19 protein-coding genes are annotated in these 23,207 nt (G+C 40.2%); 4 read left to right on the forward strand and 15 right to left on the reverse strand.

Features of this window, described 5'->3' with window-relative positions; genetic code table 11:
• Positions 1–6: 6 nt before the first annotated feature.
• The 8 genes from JFU56_RS01080 to bioB all read right to left on the reverse strand — a co-directional run bounded on the left by JFU56_RS01080 (position 7) and on the right by bioB (position 10,393).
• Positions 7–2,373 carry an RND family transporter gene (locus JFU56_RS01080; protein WP_198435443.1) on the reverse strand — a complete coding sequence of 789 codons (2,367 nt, stop codon included), beginning with the start codon at positions 2,371–2,373 and terminating at the stop codon, positions 7–9.
• Position 2,374: 1 nt separating this feature from the next.
• Positions 2,375–3,601: a YCF48-related protein gene (locus tag JFU56_RS01085; RefSeq protein WP_198435444.1), complete on the reverse strand. Its 1,227-nt coding sequence runs from the start codon at positions 3,599–3,601 to the stop codon at positions 2,375–2,377.
• A 100-nt stretch (positions 3,602–3,701) separates the two neighbouring features.
• A complete protein-coding gene (locus tag JFU56_RS01090) occupies positions 3,702–4,739 on the reverse strand; it encodes an AraC family transcriptional regulator (protein WP_198435445.1) in 1,038 nt (345 codons plus the stop codon).
• A gap of 235 nt (positions 4,740–4,974) precedes the next feature.
• Positions 4,975–6,351 (reverse strand): hypothetical protein, encoded by a 1,377-nt coding sequence (locus JFU56_RS01095; protein WP_198435446.1) that lies wholly within the window; start codon positions 6,349–6,351, stop codon positions 4,975–4,977.
• Positions 6,352–6,470: 119 nt separating this feature from the next.
• Positions 6,471–7,193: a dethiobiotin synthase gene (gene bioD / locus JFU56_RS01100; protein ID WP_242065786.1), complete on the reverse strand. Its 723-nt coding sequence runs from the start codon at positions 7,191–7,193 to the stop codon at positions 6,471–6,473.
• A gap of 92 nt (positions 7,194–7,285) precedes the next feature.
• Positions 7,286–8,104: a malonyl-ACP O-methyltransferase BioC gene (gene bioC, locus JFU56_RS01105; protein WP_198435447.1), complete on the reverse strand. Its 819-nt coding sequence runs from the start codon at positions 8,102–8,104 to the stop codon at positions 7,286–7,288.
• Complete coding sequence (gene bioF, locus JFU56_RS01110) at positions 8,097–9,326, reverse strand: 8-amino-7-oxononanoate synthase (RefSeq protein WP_242065787.1); 1,230 nt, start codon at positions 9,324–9,326, stop codon at positions 8,097–8,099. Before bioF ends, bioC begins: the two co-directional genes overlap by 8 nt.
• The gene (bioB, locus tag JFU56_RS01115; protein ID WP_198435448.1) at positions 9,326–10,393 is read right to left on the reverse strand and encodes a biotin synthase BioB; all 1,068 of its coding nucleotides are present in this window, start codon (positions 10,391–10,393) and stop codon (positions 9,326–9,328) included. The genes bioF and bioB overlap by 1 nt, the downstream gene beginning before the upstream one ends.
• Positions 10,394–10,484: 91 nt before the next feature.
• Between bioB and bioA the strand changes: the two genes are divergently transcribed.
• The 3 genes from bioA (at position 10,485) to asnS (ending at position 13,981) form a co-directional block, all read left to right on the forward strand.
• Complete coding sequence (gene bioA, locus JFU56_RS01120) at positions 10,485–11,780, forward strand: adenosylmethionine--8-amino-7-oxononanoate transaminase (protein WP_198435449.1); 1,296 nt, start codon at positions 10,485–10,487, stop codon at positions 11,778–11,780.
• Between the two features lie 253 nt (positions 11,781–12,033).
• A complete protein-coding gene (locus tag JFU56_RS01125; protein WP_198435450.1) occupies positions 12,034–12,411 on the forward strand; it encodes a hypothetical protein in 378 nt (125 codons plus the stop codon).
• Positions 12,412–12,580: 169 nt separating this feature from the next.
• Positions 12,581–13,981, forward strand: coding sequence for an asparagine--tRNA ligase (gene asnS, locus JFU56_RS01130; protein WP_198435831.1), 1,401 nt, complete (start codon positions 12,581–12,583; stop codon positions 13,979–13,981).
• A 155-nt stretch (positions 13,982–14,136) separates the two neighbouring features.
• Here the strand turns inward: asnS and JFU56_RS01135 are convergent, their stop codons facing one another.
• From JFU56_RS01135 to JFU56_RS01165, 7 genes are all read right to left on the reverse strand, one after another.
• A complete protein-coding gene (locus JFU56_RS01135) occupies positions 14,137–14,286 on the reverse strand; it encodes a hypothetical protein (RefSeq protein ID WP_198435451.1) in 150 nt (49 codons plus the stop codon).
• A 232-nt stretch (positions 14,287–14,518) separates the two neighbouring features.
• A complete protein-coding gene (locus JFU56_RS01140; RefSeq protein ID WP_198435452.1) occupies positions 14,519–15,424 on the reverse strand; it encodes an alpha/beta hydrolase in 906 nt (301 codons plus the stop codon).
• A 192-nt stretch (positions 15,425–15,616) separates the two neighbouring features.
• The gene (locus JFU56_RS01145) at positions 15,617–17,011 is read right to left on the reverse strand and encodes a wax ester/triacylglycerol synthase domain-containing protein (RefSeq protein WP_198435453.1); all 1,395 of its coding nucleotides are present in this window, start codon (positions 17,009–17,011) and stop codon (positions 15,617–15,619) included.
• 22 nt (positions 17,012–17,033) lie between these two features.
• A complete protein-coding gene (locus tag JFU56_RS01150; RefSeq protein ID WP_198435454.1) occupies positions 17,034–17,330 on the reverse strand; it encodes a polyhydroxyalkanoic acid system family protein in 297 nt (98 codons plus the stop codon).
• A 162-nt stretch (positions 17,331–17,492) separates the two neighbouring features.
• On the reverse strand, positions 17,493–18,029 hold the full coding sequence (locus JFU56_RS01155; RefSeq protein WP_198435455.1) for a lecithin retinol acyltransferase family protein: 537 nt from the start codon (positions 18,027–18,029) through the stop codon (positions 17,493–17,495).
• A gap of 60 nt (positions 18,030–18,089) precedes the next feature.
• A complete protein-coding gene (locus tag JFU56_RS01160; protein ID WP_198435456.1) occupies positions 18,090–18,644 on the reverse strand; it encodes an NAD(P)H nitroreductase in 555 nt (184 codons plus the stop codon).
• 166 nt (positions 18,645–18,810) lie between these two features.
• On the reverse strand, positions 18,811–20,841 hold the full coding sequence (locus tag JFU56_RS01165; protein WP_198435457.1) for an NADPH-dependent 2,4-dienoyl-CoA reductase: 2,031 nt from the start codon (positions 20,839–20,841) through the stop codon (positions 18,811–18,813).
• A gap of 397 nt (positions 20,842–21,238) precedes the next feature.
• On the opposite strand from JFU56_RS01165, the gene sppA reads away from it, so the two are divergent.
• Positions 21,239–23,101, forward strand: coding sequence for a signal peptide peptidase SppA (gene sppA / locus JFU56_RS01170; RefSeq protein ID WP_198435458.1), 1,863 nt, complete (start codon positions 21,239–21,241; stop codon positions 23,099–23,101).
• Positions 23,102–23,207 lie beyond the last annotated feature (106 nt).

Consider the following 23,207-nt stretch of genomic DNA (forward strand, 5'->3'; position numbering starts at 1 on the left):
ATAATGTTATGCTGCGTTACTATTAATCCCCTCCACTTTGGTATGATCAAGCTGTGCAACAATTGTTCTATTACCACCAATATTCAGTAGCCAAGCGAGTGCGGGTAAGAAACATAATGCACCGAGCATATTCCAAATAAACATGAAGGTAAGCATCAATCCCATATCGGCTTGGAATTTAATAGGCGAAAGAACCCAAGTACATACACCAATAGCTAACGTGATACCCGTAAATGCAACTGCTTTACCCGTACTTGATAGTGCATATTTATAAGCATCTTGTAAGTTATCGCCCATTTTTAAACGCGCTGATAATTGGCTATAAATATAAATGCCGTAATCAACACCAATACCAACACCTAACGCGATCACAGGTAAAGTAGCCACTTTCACGCCGATTCCTAATGTCGCCATTAACGCTTGCCCTAAAATAGAGGTCAATGCTAACGGTAAAATTATGCATATCAATGTTTTAACTGATCGGAATGTCAGGAAACATAATATAGCAACAACACCATACACCCACATCAGCATTTGATATTGGGCTTTTTCAATCACACTGTTGGTTGCTGCTTCAATACCAGCATTACCAGCGGCAAGCGCAAAGTTCACACCCTCTGTTTTATTTGCAGCTGTGAAAGCTGTTATATCTGCGATCACCGTTTCTAGTGTATTAGCTTTATGATCATCAAGATAAATAATCAGCGGTAACATACTGCAAGTATTATTCATAAATGCTGCTGGCGCACGGCCAACTGCAGCGTTAAGCACTAACTGATTTGGGCTCAAACCTTGCCATTTCGGGTTGCCTTCATTCATACCAACAATGGCTTTCTTAGCAATTGTTGCAACAGATAGTGTCGACTGGACACCTGGGATACCCTCGACATGTGCTTGTAATTGATTCACTGCATTTAAAGTATGATAACTACTGCACTGCTCTGCCGGCGTTTCGACCATCAATACCATAATGTCTGTACTTGCTTGGTAGTTATTAACCACATATGCATTATCGAGGTTATAACGACTGTCAGCACGCAACTCTGGCGCGCCAGCATCAAGATCACCAATTTTCAGTGATTGACCTTGATATAAGCCGACGGCAAGACAGACAACACCAAATAGTAGTGCTGACTTAGCCCACTTCGCATCGGCAAAACGACTAAAAATCGTCACAATTAAGGGGGTTTTCGATTGTTCCGCGAGTAAGTATTTAATGCCCGCTGGTGAAACCCCCGTCCAAGACATCAAAATAGGTAACAAGATCAAGTTCGTTAACAAAATAACCGCAACACCAACGCTTGCTGCAGTAGCAAGATCTTGAATAACTTCAATTTCAATCACGTTTAAAGTAATAAAACCAAGGCCATCACTTAACAGTGCGATCAAACCTGGAATCGCTAATGCTCTAAACCCAAGACGCGCTGCTTGCTCAGCTTTATTACCGGCAGCCATATGCTGACCGATAGCGCTAATAAGTTGTACACCATGGCTCACCGCAATCGCAAATACTAAAAACGGCACTAACATAGAGTAAGGATCCAGTCCCTGCCCCAATAGATTAAGTAGTCCCAGTTGCCAAATAACCGCTACCAATGCACACGTAACTGTCACCAAGGTACTTCTTAAGCAACGGCTGTACAGATACAACAAGGCAAAAGTAATGGCAATGGCCGTTAAGAAAAAGATAACCACTTCCGCCGCACCAGCAATTAGATCACCTACCACTTTAGCAAAACCAGTAATGTGAACCTTTACTCCATTCACTTCATACTTACTGCGGATCTCCTCTAATGTATTTGATAGTTGATTGTAATCGAGTGGTTTACCTGTATCCGGGTTAATGCTCATTAAGGGTAATAAGAATACTGCCGATTTTAAATTATCACCGACTAAATAACCTACTTGTCCCGATAACATCACGTTACGACGCAATCGATCCAACGTCCGCTGACTGCCATCGTAATCACTCGGGATCACAGTGCCACCGACAAACCCATCTTCGGTCACTTCAGCCCAAGTTACATTTGCTGTCCAAATTGATTTCATCCCCGAACGGTCAACGCCAGAAATGAAAAATAACTCATCATTTAGAGTGCGCATTTGCTCTTGAAACTCAGCATTAAAGATATCGCCATTTTCGTTTTCAATAACAACACGTACACTATTGCCTAAGCTCGCTAACTCTTGTTTATAATTTAAATAATTTTGCACATATTCATGCTGCACTGGGATCATCTTTTCAAATGACGCACTCGGTCTCACTAAACTTGCGTTATACGCCAAAAAAGCAGTCAGTAACACGATCACTGCAAACACGATGTATTTAAAACCAAATAACTGTTTCTCGATCCAAATAGTAAGCTTTTCCATATTACTTCAGACCTCCCTGTACGAGTTCATTTTTACTGCTCGTTTGCCAACCGCGTAACCCAGTCGTAAGCACATTATCATCAACAACTTTAACTGCGGTGATATCGATACGTTGATTTGACGTTGAAATATTACTGAAGGTTTTCCCGTTATAGACTAGCTTTAGTCCACCAGCGCCGACTAATAACAGCTCTGTACTATTGAGCCAATCAGCAGAGAAGATATGATTAGTCACCCCTGTATTCAGGTGCTGCCAAGTATCACCCTGATCTTGTGATGCAAACATATTGCCACGTAACCCGTAGCTGTAGAGCGTCGAGCCATTAACGTCGATACCAAACAAAGAACCCGTGTAATCTATATCTAAAGCACGCCACTTGTTACCGGCTTCAGAACGAGAGGCCACCATAGCAAGGCCTGCTTCACCGACAACATAGATATTATTATCTGCATCTGTCGTTATCGCATTTAGATGGAACCCTTCAGGGTTTGGGACTTGGTAGCCGATATATTGCCAACTATTACCTGCGTCTTTGGTTTCTAACATTGCGCCATAAGCACCAACCACAAGGCCATAATCGGACGTAGTGAATCGCACATCAAAAAATGAAATTTCAATGCCTGCATTAGCCGTTAAATCTTCGAGTTTATAAATCGCATCATCGAGTTGCATCTCTAACTCATCAAGCGCATCTTCATCGATACTGTCTTGATCAACATTATCGCCAGCAATAACCCCCTCAGCTTCAGCAAGTTCAAACTGAGCGGTTAAGATCACAATTTGCTGTTCTAAGCTGGTTTTAAGCAAACCCGTTAACTGTAAGCCATCAAACACTTTAATCCAGTTATGACCGCCATCAATGGTTTTTAATATTACCCCTTGATGGCCGACAGCCCAAGCCACTTTATCATCGACAAAGTCGACTGCGGTGATTGTCGTTTGCACCGGGACACGGGCCTGAACCCAAGCCGTCGCAGCACTAGATCGCACAAGAATACGGCCGTATTCACCAACCATAATCTGACGTTTCTGGAAATATTCAATATCTAAAAAGACGCTTTCTTCGACAAGGCTATTCATTTCAGCTGCCAGCTGCAACACGTTGTTATCAACATAATTGCTTGCATTATTATTTACATCACTTATCGCTTGCTCTGCGCTGGCACTATGTACAGGTAAACTTAATGCACATAACAGCGCTAGCGATTTTTTATCCATTCGAGGCATTTGTATCACCTTAATCCCTTAAGTTTACGAAGGTCTTTCACTAAGACCCATATTTTATCCAATGGCACTCCATCACCACGTTATATAATCATATCAATTACTACAAATTAACGGCTATTTTTGAATGTTCATGTTCTCCTCGGTACGCCCCCGGTGTAATGCCTTTCCAACGTTTAAAAGCCCGTGAGAAATTAGCCACGTTAGAAAATCCTAACAAATAGCTTATTTCCCCTAAAGATAAACGGTTTTGGTCTAAGTGCTGAACAGCGGTTGTTTGGCGTATATTTTCGACTAAATCCTTATAGCTGGTTCCTGAATCATTTAATTTTCGCTGTAAGCTACGTTGACTAAAGTTCAGTTTCCCAGCCACAAAGTCAATATTGGGAACACCCGTGGCCATCACAGAAACAACTTCGGAACGTACTTGGCTGACGACATTATTACAATCAAGTCCAGCAAGATAATCATCTGCCGCTTTATCACTGAGAGAGACAAGATCCGGTGCAAAGTTTGGTAGGCGCTTCGATAATAATTTACTGTCCATAACTAACATAGACTTACCTGAATTAAACTCGATTGGGCAACCGGTATGAGCTTCAAACTTATCGACGCATCGCGCAGATACTGTGGTATATATTTTCACGGGAGAGAAACCTGGATTTGACAGGTCACGGCATATTTTTATAATCGACAGTAGCATCGTTAGTTCAAGTTGTGCACCGATGCGATCAATCTTATCCGCAGATTCATTCAGGTTCAGTTCCAAATAACAAAACTGTCCATCTTCAGTTAAATTAATGCGGCATGCACTACTAAGTACGCGATCATAATGCACTAAACGGCTAAATGCGTCTTGTAATGATGAGGATGCTTGCAGTGCATAGCCTAATGCATGGAAGGTGGTTGCGACGATGCATTGGCTCACTTTTATCGATAAAAGCGGATCGTCCGTGAGTAATGCTGATTGTTCAAAGAGTTTGTTGCAAAGTTTAACCGGTACACGGCTGCCTACACTGGTGACATCTTCAATGCAAAGGTCTGATTTAGAAAGTAGTTCAAAAGGTTCGATCCCTTTCCATAATAACGCTTTATATAAGGCTACTAACCAGCCCCCAATAACATCTCCTTGTCCATCCATTATCAGCACTCCTTTGCTTATATTCGCGTAGCTTCATTAATAATGGTTTATAAATGACGTACCTACCAAAATCAAATCAAACCATATAGAACAAATATTTCACATGAGCAACATAATCGCAACAACTTTAATGCAAAAGTAGGAGCTAAAGTTATTAATAGTTCAAACGTTTGATTAAATTATTATAAAGGTATTAGATTACTTACAAATTTAATACCTATATATAGGGTATTTATTAAAGGATCTCACTGAATACGTCAGCAGCTTCGATATCGAGGATACCAGAACGATTGACTGTTATTTTATGTCGTTGATAAACAACTTTAGCACTATCATCTTTCAAGCCAACAACCACGTTAACTTGATAGCGACGTTCAATAGCCTCTTTACTTATTTTACCGTCATTTTCAGTATAAACAGCCCCAGTCCCACGTTCTAAATAACGAATAAGCGGTCTAACACTAAAAAATATCTGCTCTTGAATACGATCATAGCCTGGTTGGAAACCTTTATTACTGACCTTCGTATCTAACCGATAGTGTAATAAAATAGATTCTTGCTTATTCTGTGGTCGGCGTCGGTATAAAACATCACGTACTACTTTAGGTAATTTACTCTGTTTAATAAAATCTAGCCAGATACGCTGCTTTGAAATGATTTGTTTATTTGATGTATCGATTAAATGTCTTGACCATTTTGGACGTCCCTTACGGATCCAGCGCCACAAGGTATTATTAAACTCGTCTTTAAAGATCTCCCTGAAACCATAAATAACCGACAGCACAGCAATCAGAGCATAGGTTAGACCTTTCAGTTCGCCTTGTGCAAAGAAGATCATACTTAACACAATCACCATTACCAGAGATGTCGCCGTACCTTTAACTATTTTTTTCTGGTGCGTGCCGAGTGCTTTGGTCTCTTCTTTAAAAATCACACCATGCTCGATTAAACGGCGTAACAATCGCATCTTATTGGCTATTCGGTTAGGATCTAACAAGGTATTCGGCGAGTTATAACCATTTTCTAAACGATACTTAGCTTCACCTCGGCAAAAACCGATAATCTCTGCACGCTCATCCAGAAATTCATTGCTCTTTTTACGCTTCGATAATGCTTTATAGCAACATTGCTCACTAAACCATGAAAGATAGTTATCTACATTATTAAAATACGCTTTTAATTTTTCATCTGCTGGGGCGTTACGACGAAACTTCTTAATGATCGATTTAGCTACATCATTAAGTTCAATTAGCGCAGAGAAGAATAATGTTTGATCAATTTGCTCTTGAATATTGCGGATGTCTTTTTCAAATGCTTTAGCGAATTGATAAGCAAAGAGGTTTAGATTAACCCGGTATTCGTCTGGAGAACGTTTCATTCGGCTCGCGAAACGGCTTTGCACTAATGGTAAGTGTAGTCCCTCAGAATAGTACGCGCGCTTGCCTTGAATACCACGGTAAAAATAATCATCTTCAGATAATGTACGGGGGTTAATACCCATCTCGTTAGGTAATAAAAAGTATACATCGACACGACGATAATCACCCTGTGGAATAAGGTGGTTAAGTTTAAATGATAATTTGTCTTCTTGTTTTAAAACAATCTTAGCCACGCCCTGTTTGTCCTCTAGTTATTACACTTACTCCTACCTCTTGGCCATTAATACCTACTAGTGATTATAAGTGTAAGTATTAGTACCAAGGGGTATTTTATGGTTAAGTATATTAGCCTTTACAACGACAAATAAGAAGTTAAATCCAAATAGTTAGCTGAATTTTTATTTTTATCTTCAATTGATGAAAAATAAGGCATTTCTCCCATTAATGGGGCTGCGAGTGCCACTTTCAAGGTTGCGATCATGTCATCATAATTAGCTATATCAGTTGTCGGACTATTCGCGATCCAACCGATTAGATTAGCCCCAGAATGGGCAATGGCTTGTGCTGATAATATGGCATGGTTCAAACAGCCTAACTTAATCCCTACTACAAGAATAACATCTAACTCATTTTCAGCCACCCAAGATGAAAATAAGTGGCTGTTATCAGTATTATTTCTATTCATGCTTATCGGCAAATGCCAGCCACCAGCTCCTTCTATAACGGTAATCTCGATATCATCAGGCACGAGTGAAAGCGACTTATTCACTAACGCTAAATCAATCGATTCACCTTGATTGTGCGCCGCTATATGCGGGGCAATTGGCGCTTGATAAGCGATAGGATTCACAATTTTATAGTCTAATAACTGTGATGCATGCTGTTGTAGTAATACAGCATCTTCATTACGTAACCCCACTGATGTTAATTCACAACCCGCTGAAATGGGTTTCAATCCGACGGTCTTAAGCCCTAATTTGTTTGCATAATCAAGTACCGCACAGCTAACCACCGTTTTTCCTACGTCAGTGTCTGTACCAGTAATAAATACTTTTTTACTATTTGTTGTCATCATTGATCTTAGTGTCTCTTGTCTTAGTATTGCTTTAAATACTGTCTTAAACATTTCATTAAATATGACTTTACATGTTGCCTTAAACAGGTTCGCTAGCACTTACGTAATAAGCAGTAAGCGAGTTTGTAACTAAGCGGTAATAAGCCTTGGTTATCACGTAAGGTTTCATAGTTGGCTTTGAATGCCCTTAACTCACCTTGAGTTGTCGGTTTAGCGTCTTTATCATGAACATGATTAGCACCAATGCCTTTCAGGCTTTGCATTACTTCTTTCACACTGGAGTAATACATGGTTTGAATTTCAACCTGAAATGCTTCAACGCTTAAACCGGATTTTAATAATGCAGTTTTAATTTCACCTTCAGACAAAAATCGATTCACATGTCGATGTTGATTGACGCTCGACCAGGATTGCGTTAATTCATCTAGACTGCCAGCAACTAGCGTACTAAATAGCAGTAAACCATCTTTATTTAGACAACGTGAAGCCTCGATTAAAGGGGTCGCTAAATCATCACACCATTGCAATGCCAAGTTTGATACACACAAATCGACACAACGCGACTGTAAAGGTAACGCCTCTGCGTCTGCATTTAACCAGTAAATAGGCGGTATTAACCTGTCCTGTTGCGGATATTGATGCACTTGCTGCTCACGCTGTTGCTTAGCGTGTGCGAGCATACCGAAAGAGAGATCCACTGCGAACAACTGATTACTACAATTCCCAAGCGTCTGTAATAACGCCCCACTACCACAGCCGAGATCAACAGTCGTATTATAACGTGCCCCGTTACCTTTATTGGGAAGGTGCTGCAAAAGTCGAGCGCTAGACAATCTCTGTAAGATCGCATGTTGATCATAACTCGCAGCGGCTTTACCAAAACAGCGTGCGACAGCATTCTTATCAATCATGTTTACCTCCAGCAGCATTACGACGACTATCTTCACTGTTATCTAAATTGTGATCGCGATTACTATATGAATAGTTATTTGGATAGTGATATGAATTATTATCTAGCGCATCTTTTAAATGGGTCAATAACAAATCGATGTCAGCAATACTATGATTAGCTGATAATGTAATACGTAATCGTGAAGTTCCAACTGGTACTGTCGGTGGCCTAATAGCTTTAACGAGTAGCCCGTGAACCGCAAGTAATTGGCTTATGTGCATCGCTTTACTGGCATCGCCAATTAGCAAAGGTTGAATAGCAGTATCAGATGGCATTAAAGCAATATTACGTAAAAAACATTGCTGCTTAAAATAACCAATAAGCTGATTTAAATGTGTTACCCGCCATGTCTCAGTCATCATTATCGTTAACGCTTTATCTATACATAACGCCATCGCACCGGGCATTGCCGTTGAATAAATATAAGGTTTGGAAAAGTTAACTAAGTAGTCGATAACATCTTTCGATGCCGATACAAACGCCCCAGACACACCAACGGCCTTACCAAATGTCGCCATATACAAATCAACATCTCGGGCTAATAAACCATGTTGATTGAGGCTATTTTGACCCTGCGGTAATACCCCAAAACCATGCGCATCATCGACTAATAGCCAACTGTCATGGACTTTACACTGCTGACTAACACTCTGTAAGTCAGCCATATCGCCATCCATGCTAAAAACACCTTCGGTAACAACCAGAGAATTAGTATGTGCAGCGCGATATTGTTCGAGTATTTGTGCAAGGTGCACACTGTCATTATGCTTAAAACGTTTCATCGTCGCAGGGGAATACATCCCAGCCTCAATAAGTGAGGCATGATTCAGCTTATCCTGCACCAAAAGATCATTTTTATTCAACAGGGCTTTAATTAAAGCTTGGTTAGCACTGTAGCCAGAGTTAAATAACAAACTTGATTCATAGCCAGTTATTTCAGCTAACTTCTCTTCAAGCGCAGCGTGCGCGTGACTATAACCAGACACCAAAGCAGAGCCACCGCTGCCCACACCATATTCATTGGCGCCACGTTGCCAAGCTTCAATAACATCTGGGTGTGTTGATAATCCCAGATAATCATTGGCGCAAAAATTAATCACGCCATGACTGATTGCGCGCGTACGTAATAATGAACTAGAGGCTTGAGTACGTAATGCTTGCGTAATAAATTCAAAAGCCATTAAAGTACAGTGCTCTTTTCACTCACAACGCTAGCGTCATAAAATAGCGATGGCGATGCTTGTTCGGCAATTTCATCAAGCAGTTGTGCAGATTGTGCTTCATCGCTCGCCTCACGAATACGTGCAGGGTGCAGGCCTAACTTTTTAAATAAAAGTTTATCACTGTCTTCATCTGGGTTATCAGTGGTCAATAACTTACAACCGTAGAAAATCGAGTTAGCGCCAGCCATGAAACACAGTGCTTGCGTTTGTTCACTCATTGCCTCACGCCCTGCCGATAAGCGAACATACGATTTAGGCATGATGATGCGTGCAACAGCAATGGTGCGAACAAATTCAAATGCATCTAAATCAGGTGCATCTTCAAGTGGTGTACCGGCCACTTTAACCAACATATTAATCGGCACACTTTCAGGGTGATGCGGTAAGTTAGCGAGTGACTTAAGCAGACCAAAACGGTCTTGTTGCTGCTCACCCATACCAACGATACCACCAGAGCACACTTTCATACCCGCTTCACGTACGTGGTCTAACGTATTTAAGCGATCTTGATAAGTACGTGTCGTAATAATTTGCTCGTAATACTCTTCCGATGTATCTAAATTATGATTATAATAATCGAGTCCAGCTTCAGACAATGATTGTGCTTGGTCAGGGGCTAGCATCCCTAGCGTCATGCACGTTTCAAGGCCCATCGCTTTAACACCTTTAACCATATCAATTAAGTACGGCATATCGCGTTTATGTGGGTTTTTCCATGCAGCGCCCATACAGAAACGACTCGCCCCATTGTCTTTTGCTTCAGCAGCACGTGTCAGTACTGTTTCAACTTGCATCAAACGTTCTTTTTCAATCCCAGTGGTATAACGTGCACTCTGCGGGCAGTACTTACAATCTTCCGGACAAGCGCCGGTTTTAATTGATAGCAGTGTACTGATCTGCACACTGTTCGGATCAAAATGTTGACGGTGTGCCGTTTGAGCCTGAAACATCAAATCATTAAACGGTTGGTTAAAAAGTGCTTCAATCTCATCAATTTGCCAATCATGGCGAACACGGTTAGTCATCTAAAATCCTTTATTTGAATTTGTGCGTAAACTCGATTAGTCTATCCAGCATAGCCGCAAGGTCAACCAAATGCTAAAAACAAGGTTTACAATGACTCAAAAAACAAACGATATCTTAATGAAGTTCGACCAGAAGCACATCTGGCACCCATATACCTCAATGACAAAACCTTTACCTTGTTATCACGTCGATAGCGCCAATGGGGTTTATTTAACATTAAATGACGGTACGCAACTTATCGACGGCATGTCTTCTTGGTGGGCATCGATTCATGGCTATAACGTACCCGCGTTAAACCAAGCGATGCAGGTGCAAGCAAGTAAAATGTCCCATGTCATGTTTGGTGGTATCACTCACGAGCCCGCAATAAATCTCTGCCAGAAATTGGTTGATATCACCCCTGCAGGTTTAGAGTGTGTATTTTTATCTGATTCAGGGTCTGTAAGTGTCGAAGTAGCCATGAAAATGGCCATTCAATATTGGCACCATCAACAACCGACGAAGAAGAAGTTCGTCACCATACGTAATGGTTATCACGGTGATACTTTTGGCGCGATGTCAGTTTGCGATCCCGACAATGGCATGCACGAATTGTTTACTGGATTTCTAGCACCGCAATTCTTTATTAACGCGCCAAGTGTGAAGTTTGATGAAGCATGGCAAGACAGTGCAATGCAAGATTTAGCCGACACATTGGCTGAAAATCATCAACACATAGCCGCGTTTATCTTAGAGCCTATCGTACAAGGCGCTGGTGGTATGAAGTTCTACCACCCTGAATTTCTGCGTCAGGCAAAATTACTTTGTGAGCGTTATGAAGTACTGCTGATTGCCGACGAAATTGCGACAGGCTTTGGCCGTACCGGCAAATTATTTGCTTGTGAACACGCAGCCATCACTCCCGACATTATGTGTCTAGGCAAAGGCATTACCGGTGGTTATATGACCTTAGCGGCTACGTTAACGACTCGACACGTAGCCGAAACTATCAGTAATGGTCCAAGCGGTGTATTGATGCACGGACCCACATTTATGGGCAACCCCCTCGCCTGTGCTGTCGCCAACGCCAGTATTGATTTATTAATGACCAGCGACTGGCAACAACAAGTCGCGGGCATTGAAAAGCAAATGCAACAGGCATTATTGCCATTAACTGAACATGACAATGTTACCGATGCACGTGTACTTGGCAGCATTGGCGTGATTGAAACTGCGCAATCTATCGATCTAGCAAAAGCACAGGTCGTGTTTGTTGAATTAGGCGTGTGGATCAGACCATTTGGTAAACTCTTGTATATTATGCCTCCGTATATTATTTCACAGGCAGAACTGGATAAACTATGCGGCGTGATCAAACAAGTACTTGACGCTGACATTTGGGTTTAATCACATTATTTTTTTTAAAAGACTAGTTTAGTTTCATAACAAAAATCAATTAGATTTTATTTCCTTTTAACTTGCAATATCAGCAAAATAAGCTTTGCTAAACTAAGGGAAGCAGTCAGTCAATATGACAAACGATCTGACAAAGGTTCCGCATAATTGCCAAGATAATGAGACGAGTGATGGCTAGCCATTATGTGCTAAACGTTACTCATTAATAGTTGTCTTGGCTTAATTTTAGTTTGCGAGGTCATTTATGTTTAACTCTGTCTTGATAGTGGGTTTAAGTTTAATTAGTTTTTCAGCTATCACCTATATTATTTACATTAAGATAATTGAACCGCTTGCAAGTATTACTGGTTACATTCACGAAGCCAAATTTGAACATGACATCATTAATAAACTTGAACATGCAACAGACTCGCATGGTTTATCTGAGCGCTACAATTTAATGCTCGATAACAACATCAGTGAATCGAGCTATTTTGAAAAACTAGAACAAAGCTTAAAACAGCGCACAGCTCAGAGTGCGAATAGCCAGCACTCAGATAAGCAGCCAATAAAGCTAAACAGCAGCATATTAAATCAGGCGAGTTTACTGCGACAAAAGAAAAAACAAATTAATTATCATTAGGATCCTTAACAATTTGCCAATATCAGTGTTAATTTACTAAATAATAAGCAAACAAAATGATTTTTCATTGTTTTTACTTGTATACTGAAACTGCAAAGGTAATATAACCTTACTTAAATAAACATTTTTCGCTCAGCAAGAGCTTTTTATGCTGGAGAGCAATAATCCTATGACGCATTCGTCAGTTAAAGATATTTTTGCCGGTAAATTCCCGGTAGGTAGCACAGTTACAACAAAAGGCTGGATCCGCACACGTCGTGATTCTAAAGCTGGTATTTCTTTCTTAGCTATTTACGATGGTTCGTGTTTCGATCCTATCCAAGCAGTTGTAAGTAAAGATTTACCGAACTACGAAGCAGATGTATTAAACCTTACTGCTAGTTGTTCAGTTGAAGTTACTGGTGTCGTTGTTGAATCACCAGGTAAAGGTCAATCATTCGAAATCCAAGCAACAGAAGTTATTGTGCTTGGTTTAGTAGAAGACCCTGATACATACCCAATGTCAGCTAAACGTCACAGCATCGAGTACCTTCGTGAACACGCTCACCTACGTGGCCGTACTAACGTTATGGGTGCGGTTATGCGTGTTCGTAACTGTTTATCACAAGCTATTCACCGTTTTTACCATGAAAATGGTTATAACTGGTTAAGCACACCACTTATTACTGGTAGTGATTGTGAAGGTGCTGGTGAAATGTTCCGTGTAAGTACACTGGATATGAATAACCTGCCTTTAACTGATAAAGGTGACGTTGATTACAAAGAAGATTTCTTTGGTAAAGAGACTTTCCTAACAGTATCTGGTCAACTTAACGCTGAAACTTATGCTTGTGCGATTGGTAAAGTTTATACTTTCGGTCCAACGTTCCGTGCTGAAAATTCAAACACAACGCGTCACCTTGCAGAATTCTGGATGGTTGAACCTGAGATTGCGTTTGCTGATTTAGATGATGCAGCAAAACTAGCTGAAGATATGCTTAAATATTGCTTTAGAGCAGTACTAGAAGAACGTATGGATGACATGCAGTTCTTTGCACAACGTATCAACAAAGAAGCGATCACGCGTTTAGAAAGCTTTGTAGATTCTGACTTTGCGCAAATTGATTACACTGATGCAATCAAGATCTTAGAAGAATGTGGTAAAGAATTCGAATTCCCAGTTTCTTGGGGTATCGATATGTCTTCTGAGCACGAACGTTACCTTGCTGAAGAACACTTCAAAGCACCTGTTGTTGTTAAAAACTACCCGAAAGATATCAAATCATTCTACATGCGTATGAATGAAGACGGTAAAACAGTTGCAGCAATGGACGTACTTGCACCAGGCATCGGCGAAATCATCGGTGGTAGCCAACGTGAAGAACGTTTAGATATGCTAGATAAGCGTATGGAAGAAATGGGCTTAAACAAAGAAGATTACTGGTGGTACCGCGACCTACGTCGTTTTGGTACAGTGCCACATTCTGGTTTCGGTCTAGGCTTCGAGCGTCTAGTGTCTTATGTAACTGGTATGCAAAATATCCGTGACGTAATTCCTTTCCCACGTGCACCACGCACAGCGGAATTCTAATTTAAGCACTTACTTCTATTGATAGGAAGTAGCTTAAAACAAAAAGGCTGGTGAGATAATTATTTATCTTACCAGCCTTTTTTTATCGTGATATTTTCTCAACGCTTATCGCATTAGTAATCAACCACGCATCAATAAGTTAAACGCTATAGCGATTAACCGTCAATATCAATCAAGTTCATTACCATCAATTTACGAATGACGCTTACGTACATAACGTTGATCTTAGCGATCTTAGTGACGTCTGTTAAAGAGTGGCCTGCTTTCAATAATTCAATTGTTTGTAATACTTGTTCTTTGTTCATAATAGCCTCGGTAGTGCGTTTGATTTGGTTTATGCGGCTATAATAAAGAATTTTATAATACAGCATATATCATATTCGAGAAATTTTCCGAATATGATATATTTTGACTACATTTATATAAATTAATTTAAAAAACTATAAAGAAATAACGGTTAAACTATGAATAAGCCATGCATAACAATAGATAAACTCATTTAAATGATTATTATCTATTACCTTTAGCAAATAACATTTAGCTTTGCTGCTGTTTTATAAAACTTACTATCTGCTTCAGTGCAGCTTTGCTTTCAGGAAGTTGCTCAAATAAGGGGAATACATGAGGCATCTCACGCCAAACTTGCAAGTGCGCTTCCACACCCTGCGCTTGCATAAACTCGGCAAGTCGTGTCGAGTCATCGCGCATTAGCTCAGTGCTGCCAGCGTGTAGCATAAACGGGGGGAAGCCAGTAAAGTCACCAAACAAAGGGGAAATCTCTTCATTGTGTAAATCATCATTGCGAGATTCTAGATAAAGGTTTCGACAATGTAGCATCACCTCTAAGCTAAACAATGCATCACTATAACGGTTCTCTACCGCAGATAAACCACTCTGAGTCATATCAGCATTAGGCGATAGCAACACACCACATTTAGGCATAGGCAGTCCATCACGTTTCGCTCGATGCAATAACGCTAACACCAAGTTACCACCAGCAGAATCACCCGCCAATATAATATCTTCAGGCGCGGTACCTGAATCAAGTAATGATTTATAAATGATATAACAGCAATCAAGTGCAGCAGGGAAAGGATGTTCAGGTGCAAGCGGATAATCTGGCACGATGGCATGTAAATCTAACGGTTCAACTAAGCGAGCAATGAAATTATTGTGCATTGCAGGTGTTTTAAAGACAAATGCACCACCATGTAAATATAGTAGTTTTGTTTTACTGCTTGAAAATTTCAGTTTTATGTCATCGCACAAGATACCGTTGTGCATAGACTGAGAGCGCTCTATCTTTGAGCTCGTGCCAAATGAAAATTTATCTAACGCGCGCATCTGAAAGCGCAGTTTATTAGCATCTTTGGTATTTTCAATTGAACGCTTTACGGTTTGTTTTAAAAATAAATTTAGTGCTTTGGCTTGCCAACTAATCAAAATAACCTCGGGATTTTTATGCCTATAGCAGAAATACTAGCAATACAACTCAGTCGCTTAGGCTAAGACATAACACTAATCCTATGTACGCATTTCAAGCCAGTCTGAATTAACAAATTAGTAATCTATCAAAGGTAGCATGAAATATAGCAAAGGAATAAAAAGATGGTAACTAGGTTACCATCTTTTTCGTTAACGTGAAGAGATCAGCACAGAATGTTGCTTCGCATTATCAAGAATCTCATCCGATAAAATACCGCAAGCAGCTTCGACATGACGAGATAAGATATCTAAATCAGGTAACTCATTCTTGCACCCAACCAGACCGAAAAACACTTCGTCATGATAGCTATATAACGTAATATTTAGTGCTGTACCAGCAGACAACACCGACACAGGGTAAACCTCAGTGAGTTTAGCACCAGCAAGATAAGCGATATCTTGTTGCCCTCGCACATTAGACACAATCACAGAGCCCAATGGCGGTAAGAACTTAGACACACCTAACCATTCCGAAATTGACGCACTTGCCTGGATCAATAATGAAAAATTCACCACCGACTCCGCCGATAAACTAAACAAATCATCTTTAACACTGCTTGTTCGTTTAAAAATGGTTTCTAAATGATCTAATGCATCAGCATCTATATTACCGAGTTCAACCCCTGTTAGCGCGTTTCTTCGACCATCGCCAATGCGAACAGGCACCTGAGCAACAAGCGGCTTACGCAATAAAATACCTTTTTCTTTCAAATAACGATTTAGACCAATATCAACACAGCATAAGATCACATCATTTAATGTCACGCCAGTTATCTTACTGATCGAACGCATTTTTTCAAATGGTAGTCGCCCAAAAGACACAATACGTGAGCGTGTTGCTGGTACCGAGAAAGGCGTTCTAGGTGCGCAAAATGGTAATGCAGGTCCTTCATCACGGAGGTTTAGGAACTTTAATCCCATGCGCGTGCTTAATCGAATAAGACCAGGTATGGACTTAAGCTGTTTTAAACCACTAATGTACATCGACAACGCACTTTCAATCACCCCTGCTGATTCTTTATAACCTGGGCGAAATGATGGGATCTGCCAAAACGGACGGTAATCATTAACCGATTGATCACTTTGTAAATAGCCAGACAACCAGCTGTTAGCCATTTTTCCATCAGCCATCGCGTAGTGAATTTTGGTAAAAATAGCAAAACGGCCTTCAGATAAGCCTTCAATCAAATACACTTCCCACAATGGGCGTGTTCTATCAATCAAATGTGAATGCAGACGTTCAACTAAATCACGTAATTGTTCATCGCTACCCTCACCAGGGAGCATTGACATACGAATGTGATAGTTGAAATCGAATTGGCTATCGTGAGTCCAGTAGTATAAGCCACCTAGGCTTTTCTTTAATTTAAAGTTAAAAGGGGTCGCAACAGCGGGATCCATAATTAACTTTTGAAAAAGATCGCGGGCAAAATTGCCTTCGTAATCTTTTGGCGGTTCAAAAATTTGCAATCCTGAAAAATGTTTCGGACTTGCAGTACTCTCACTCAATAAAAATGAGGTTTCTACCAGTGATAGATGTTCCATAATATCAAACCCTTACCGTGCTTTATCTATATGAACATGCTGCAGTTGGCAACAGTTCATCCAGTGTTTCTTCGATGCTTTGCTTTAACACAAAACTGACTGGAAACAGCAAGATCCCTAATTTCAATTTGATTCTGATACTTTCAGCATCCGCATGTAAATACCCTCTAGTATGTGCATGTTGAATATGAAGTTTATCGCCTTGCCATTCTAATTTGAGGTCATATTCTTGTGCTATATCAACCATTACTTTATCTGCGATACGAATAATTTGATGATGCGGCAAACTATGATCACGAATGATTTCAATACTACCCATAATGTGCTCCACTCGCCGACTACAACGTTAACGAGTTGTTAATCTAATGGCCAATATTATAGGGAAAATAACTAGAAAGCGCTTACTAAATCAAACAGCACGAAGAGTCGGAAGAACTGCATTTAAGTGCGAACTGAATTGAGGAATTAATTGAGGGCTTAATTAAGGTTTTGTGGTTTCAGGCGTATCTTGATTACTGTTAGTTAATAACACTAGCCAAAATCCAGCTGACGTAAAAATAGCATGCCTCCACCATGAAAGCGTCGCTGTATTTAAATGTGATAATTGTGAAGCAATACCCCATAACAATGCCGTTCTAAAGCGGCCACGGGTGTAATTATTCACTAATAACGTTGCAATTAAAATCAATGCTCGGCGTAATTGTGGGCTTGTTACTTTGACGCCACATACTTCATGCACAAAATGCTCACAGTTATTTTTCAACAAATGATAACGTTTTTTATCTGCGATCAATTGTTCTGCGTTGGCAATAATATCATCTGCAGGTAAGCTACCCGGTAAAAATCCATGATCGATGATGATCTTCTCATCTGAAAAATCACTCAAGCTCACCAAGCCTCGGCCAGAACGGGAACGAGAATTTTCGAAAACATGACCACAGCCATCCGAGATACCAACATGATGGTAAAGTGGAAATTGTACGCTAAGTAAATGTCCTTTTGGATATTCTGTAGTCATCTTAATTCCTTAGTGCTATTACTGTTACTTATTACAATAGTTCATGTAATTCAGTTCGCATTAACTATCCATTCTAGTGACAAAATTTTCAGTGTCTAGATGACGTATTTTTTTACACGATACGTCTGGTGTACCTAGGTACAGGAAGCCCACTATTTCATCTTTTTCTTCAAGTTCAAGCTTTTGTTTTATATGGTCATTGTAAGCAAACCAACCCGTTCGCCAAATACCATTAAAACCTTGTGCTTGAGCCGCCATTTGCATAGCCATCACCACACAACCCGCTGACATTAATTGTTCTGATTCAGGGATCTTTGCGTGCGCTTCAATTCTAGCAATAACTGTAATTATTTGCGGTGCTCGAAACGGTGCATTCGTCGCCTTTAATACGTCTTTTTCTGTTTTTCCAAGATTAAACGCTGCATCTCTAAAATAGTGCGATAACGTATTTAAACCTTCACCTTCACTGATGATAAAACGCCAAGGAGTTAGTCCACCGTGATCGGGGACACGTAATCCTGCATTAATAATATTATCTAACACTTCACCACTAGGCGCAGGTGCAGATAGTTGATTACAAGAATGGCGGTTTACTAATAGATCAATTGCGTCCATTACTTACTACTTTGAACAATGAGTGATAGCTAAAGTATTCAATGTTGGCCATGAAATATCAAGTGCTAAATAACATAAGATCAAAAAAGCCCATACAAGATATGGGCTTAATGCGACTTTAACGTTGCTTTAAATGATGGGTTAAATCATAACTTACAAATAGTACTTAAATCGAAGCTGCTAGCTCAGCACCTTGACGGATAGCACGTTTTGCATCCAGCTCTCCCGCTTCAAATGCACCACCAATCAAGTGCGTTGTCACTTTCTCAGATTGTAACTGCTCGAACAGCTCTCTAAATGGTTCTTGCCCTGCACATAAGATCACATTATCAACGTCTAACACTTTTTTAACGCCATCAACGGTAATATGTAAGCCTAGATCATCAATAAGGTCATAAGAAGCACCTTTGATCATTTCTACATTCTTCTTCTGCAATGTAGCTCTGTGTACCCAACCACTTGTTTTACCTAGGCCTGCACCGACTTTAGTATCTTTACGCTGCAATAAGAATACTTCGCGCGCTGGCGCTGTATTTTTAGCAGGCGTTAGACCACCAACAGTTTGGCTGTCATCTGTTACACCCCACTCACTTAACCACTGCTTAGTATTAGTTGATGGTGACGCACCTTCTTCTTCAACCAAATACTCTGAAACATCGAAACCAATGCCACCAGCACCAATAACAGCAACACGTTTACCTACTGGTTTGTGGTCACGCAATACTTCAATATAACTGAGCACTTTCTCATGTTTAATGCCTGGAATTGCTGGTGTTCTCGGTTTAATACCCGTTGCGACAACAACATCATCGTAGCCTTTGCCTGCTAGTTTTTTAACTGTCACTAACTCATTTAAGTGTAAGTTAATGCCAAGTACTTCGATTTGTTTCGCATAATAACGCAGTGTTTCGTAAAATTCTTCTTTGCCTGGTACTTGCTTAGCATAGTTAAATTGACCGCCAATTTCTGAACGACTATCAAAGATATCTATTTTGTGACCACGCTCTGCGGCATAACAAGCAAATGACAGGCCAGCAGGTCCCGCGCCGACAACTGCAATACTTTTTGATTTTGTCACCGCTTCGAATTTCAATTCAGTTTCAAAACATGCCTGTGGATTAACTAAACAAGAAGCGCGTTTCGCTTTAAATACGTGGTCTAAACAGGCTTGGTTACAAGCAATACACGTATTAATTTCGTCTGCTTTACCTGCTGTCGCTTTCGTAACAAAGTAAGGATCCGCCAGCATTGGACGTGCCATAGAGACCATATCAGCTTGACCTGACGATAAAATAGTTTCAGCCACTTCAGGGGTGTTAATACGGTTGGTAGTCACTAAAGGCACGTTAACATGTTCCTTCATTTTCTCTGTGACCCAGCTAAACGCGGCTCGTGGTACGCTGGTTACAATCGTAGGTACACGCGCTTCATGCCAGCCGATACCGGTATTAATGATAGTCACGCCCGCTTTCTCAAGCTCTTTAGCTAATTCAACAGCTTCTTCAAACGTACTACCGTCTTCAACAAGATCTAACATTGATAGACGGAAAATAATAATAAATTCGTTACCAACACGCTGACGAATTGATTTTACAATCTCAATAGGAAAGCGCATGCGATTTTGATAACTACCACCCCATTCATCGGTACGCTTATTACTGCGACGACAAATGAACTGGTTAATAAGATAACCTTCAGACCCCATCACCTCCACACCATCATAACCAGCAAATTTTGCCAGCTCTGCCGTTTTAGCAAAATCTGAAATAGTGCAGCGAATAGAGCGTTTTGACATCGCTCTTGGCGTAAACGGGTTAATCGGCGCTTTGCTCTTACTCGCACTTACACTAAACGGGTGATAAGCGTAACGACCAGCATGCAAAATTTGTAGGGCGATTTTACTGCCATTGTCATGTACAGCTTGGGTAACAACTTGGTGTTTCTTTGCCTGCCATTTGTAAGACAGTTGCATACCATGTGGCATCAAACGACCACGTAGGTTTGGTGAAATGCCACCAGTAACAATTAAACCGACACCGCCTTTTGCACGTTCGGCATAAAATGCGGCCAGTTTTTCAAATCCATTTTTTTCTTCTTCTAAGCCTGTATGCATTGAGCCCATTAAAACGCGGTTTTTCAATGTTGTAAAACCTAGATCTAACGGGGCTAACATATTCGGATAATTGCTTGCAGACATAACGCCACTCCCAGTGGTAAGACAATTGCTACTTAATTGCTGTTTACTTGCTATCTATTTGATGCACAGCTGTTATTTATTTGATGTACAGTTGTTATCTATTTATAATTTAGAGTAATTAATTTAATCGTTCATTTCAAACGCTATTTTAACTAATACAGCGTACAAGTGTAGCTATAAATTAATGATTTCGTTGATTTTCAATCATTAACAATACATTTAGTCATATTTAAACTAAGCTAAACTCATCATTATTTTTGATTAATGAGAACTTGATCTACTACACGCTGTCATAGGTCCGCACTCTAAATTCTTTAATCTAAACTGTATTTATGGCTTAATACACAAAACAACATCTATAACTGTCTAATCCCATAGGATTTACTAGGAATATATAATGAGAAAATTATTCTCAATACTCGGATTCATCCTGTCTAAAATAGGCAGATCGATTACCTTTACTCGTAATTTGATCCTAAATCTTTTTTTCATCACTTTTATTGCCATTATTGTTATCGCACTACAACAACAAGATAATACGCCAGTTGCATACGCAGATAATACTGCCTTGGTGCTCAATCTAAATGGTGTATTAGTTGACCAACCCAAATTAGTCGATCCGTTTGACCAAGTGATCGGTGAGTTAGTCGAGTCTAAAAGTGTCGTCAATGAAATTGCGATTTCAGATGTTGTTAATGTGATACATAACGCTAAAACAGACAATTCAATTTCAGCGTTAGTCTTAGATCTCGCGCTGTTAAAACCGGCTAGTTTAACTAAGTTAACGGACATTTCAGAAGCACTCACAGCATTCAAAAAAAGTGGCAAGCCGATTTATGCATATGGCGATCATTTTAGCCAAGAGCAATACTTTCTAGCCTCTTTCGCAGATGAGATCTTATTGAATCCAGCAGGTGGTGTATTGCTACAAGGCTACGGCAGTTACAGCTTATACTTCAAAGACGCGATCGAAAAATTAAATCTATCATCACACGTATTCCGTGTCGGCACTTATAAATCATTTGTCGAACCATTTACCCGCAGCAGTATGTCAGCAGAAAGCAAAGAAGCTAAGTTAAATTGGCTAAATCAACTTTGGGATACCTATACCAGCATTGTCGCTAACAATCGTGGCATTAACGCCGATGATGTAGCACCAAAAGCTGAGCTATTTATTACGAGACTGCAATCAGTAAACGGTGATATAGCCCAATATGCTTTACAACAAAAATTGGTAGACCAGTTATTGACACGTGAGGAAATATCGCGTTATCTGACTAAAAAGCTGAATGGTGAATCCGAACAATTTGAACAAATTGAATTTCTTGATTACCTCGCGATGCAACCGACTCAGTTTCAAGAGCAAAGCTTTGCAAATAAACCTGGCGTGGGAATTATTTTCGCTAATGGTCAAATTCTTGATGGCAATCAACCTGCCGGTGCAATTGGTGGTAAATCACTAAGCAAGCTATTATTACAAGCTAAAGATGATGATAAAATCAAAGCACTGGTATTACGTATCGACAGCCCTGGTGGTAGCGCATTTGCGTCAGAGCAAATTCGAACTGCGATATTAGAAGTAAAACAAGCAGGTAAACCTGTGGTTGTATCTATGGGCAGCGTAGCTGCATCTGGTGGTTATTGGATTGCCTCTGCCGCTGACGAAATTTGGGCTAAACCAACAACAATTACCGGCTCAATTGGTATTTTTGGTATGTTTGCAACCACTGAAAAGTTACTGGCAAAAATGGGGATTTACAGTGACGGTGTTGGTACAACTGATTACACTGGACTGTCAGTAAATCGTGAATTACCTGCGCACATGGCGCAAATTATTCAAATGACGGTTGAAAATGGCTACAGTAACTTTCTTAATGTGGTTGCTGAAGGTCGAGATATGACAACACAACAAGTTGATGAAATTGCGCAAGGCAGAGTTTGGACTGGTAGTGATGCACTTCGACTAGGTCTTGTTGATAGCCTTGGTAGCCTTAATGAGGCGATTGAATCTGCAGCGACAAAAGCGGAAGTATCAAGCGATTCATTAATATTAATTCAAACACCACGCAGTGAACGCGATAAATTACTCTCAATGTTTACGCAGTCTGTTGCAATGCAGGTATTAACCGAATTTAATATCAATCCGAACGGTAACGTGGCGACTTGGTTAGCAGCGGTAAGCAATCAAGCTGCACAATTCAATAACTATTCAGATCCTCAAGGTCTGTATGTCGAATGCCTGGTTTGCGAGATTAAATAGTAACTGATGAATAAAATACGTAATAAAGTAAATACGTAATAGTCGTTATAACTCGCTCTATCATGTGCGGTAAATTTGCCGATTTACCGCACAATTCAATTCCCCC

Origin of the sequence: Moritella sp. F3 (assembly GCF_015082335.1) — a bacterium.
GTDB lineage: Bacteria > Pseudomonadota > Gammaproteobacteria > Enterobacterales > Moritellaceae > Moritella.

Coding starts and splice junctions, on each gene's coding strand:
- JFU56_RS01080 (WP_198435443.1), bottom strand. CDS start 2,373: ATGGAAAAGCTTACTATTTGGATCGAGAAACAGTTATTTGGTTTTAAA.
- JFU56_RS01085 (WP_198435444.1), bottom strand. CDS start 3,601: ATGCCTCGAATGGATAAAAAATCGCTAGCGCTGTTATGTGCATTAAGT.
- JFU56_RS01090 (WP_198435445.1), bottom strand. CDS start 4,739: ATGGATGGACAAGGAGATGTTATTGGGGGCTGGTTAGTAGCCTTATAT.
- bioD (WP_242065786.1), bottom strand. CDS start 7,193: ATGATGACAACAAATAGTAAAAAAGTATTTATTACTGGTACAGACACT.
- bioC (WP_198435447.1), bottom strand. CDS start 8,104: ATGATTGATAAGAATGCTGTCGCACGCTGTTTTGGTAAAGCCGCTGCG.
- bioF (WP_242065787.1), bottom strand. CDS start 9,326: ATGGCTTTTGAATTTATTACGCAAGCATTACGTACTCAAGCCTCTAGT.
- bioB (WP_198435448.1), bottom strand. CDS start 10,393: ATGACTAACCGTGTTCGCCATGATTGGCAAATTGATGAGATTGAAGCA.
- bioA (WP_198435449.1), top strand. CDS start 10,485: ATGACTCAAAAAACAAACGATATCTTAATGAAGTTCGACCAGAAGCAC.
- JFU56_RS01125 (WP_198435450.1), top strand. CDS start 12,034: ATGTTTAACTCTGTCTTGATAGTGGGTTTAAGTTTAATTAGTTTTTCA.
- asnS (WP_198435831.1), top strand. CDS start 12,581: ATGACGCATTCGTCAGTTAAAGATATTTTTGCCGGTAAATTCCCGGTA.
- JFU56_RS01135 (WP_198435451.1), bottom strand. CDS start 14,286: ATGAACAAAGAACAAGTATTACAAACAATTGAATTATTGAAAGCAGGC.
- JFU56_RS01145 (WP_198435453.1), bottom strand. CDS start 17,011: ATGGAACATCTATCACTGGTAGAAACCTCATTTTTATTGAGTGAGAGT.
- JFU56_RS01150 (WP_198435454.1), bottom strand. CDS start 17,330: ATGGGTAGTATTGAAATCATTCGTGATCATAGTTTGCCGCATCATCAA.
- JFU56_RS01155 (WP_198435455.1), bottom strand. CDS start 18,029: ATGACTACAGAATATCCAAAAGGACATTTACTTAGCGTACAATTTCCA.
- JFU56_RS01160 (WP_198435456.1), bottom strand. CDS start 18,644: ATGGACGCAATTGATCTATTAGTAAACCGCCATTCTTGTAATCAACTA.
- JFU56_RS01165 (WP_198435457.1), bottom strand. CDS start 20,841: ATGTCTGCAAGCAATTATCCGAATATGTTAGCCCCGTTAGATCTAGGT.
- sppA (WP_198435458.1), top strand. CDS start 21,239: ATGAGAAAATTATTCTCAATACTCGGATTCATCCTGTCTAAAATAGGC.